This window comes from Streptomyces rubellomurinus, from assembly GCF_000961885.1.
GTDB classification, from domain to species: domain Bacteria; phylum Actinomycetota; class Actinomycetes; order Streptomycetales; family Streptomycetaceae; genus Kitasatospora; species Kitasatospora rubellomurina.
The window spans coordinates 1-481 of the sequence record NZ_JZKH01000320.1; the positions used below are offsets into that span (position 1 = coordinate 1).

1 pseudogene is annotated in these 481 nt (G+C 72.1%); it reads right to left on the reverse strand.

Annotation, left to right across the window (positions count from 1 at the left end):
* A pseudogene (locus VM95_RS38020) lies at positions 1 to 238 on the reverse strand (hypothetical protein); the annotation flags it as partial.
* Between the last annotated feature and the right edge of the window lie 243 nt (positions 239 to 481).

Sequence of the window (481 nt, forward strand, 5' to 3'; positions counted from 1 at the left end):
CAAGGCTGGCCGCGTTGCTGGTGACGATCTTCGTCGGTGCCTTGGTGACGGTGGTCTCCTTGCCCGCGCAATCGGCGACCTTGACGGGGAAGCCGCTCGCCGGGGCGGCCTTGGCGGTGTCCGCCGCGGCGGCGCCGTTCCCGTTTCCGTTCCCGTTTCCGTTCCCGGCGCCGCTTCCGCAGGCCGTGGCGAACAGGGCGACGGCGGCCGCGATACCGCAGACGACGCGAGGGCGCATGGATTCTCTCCTGGTCGGTGATCGTGCGTGGAACTGCTGCGGGGCCGTAGGCCGTACGGCACGGACCCGGACCAGGTAGTCGGGCGGCGGGCGGGGAGCCGGTGCCGAGGACGCGGTCGCCGGGGCCGAGTCGCAGCGGCGGCGCAAGGCTGGCCGCGTTGCTGGTGACGATCTTCGTCGGTGCCTTGGTGACGGTGGTCTCCTTGCCCGCGCAATCGGCGACCTTGACGGGGAAGCCGCTCG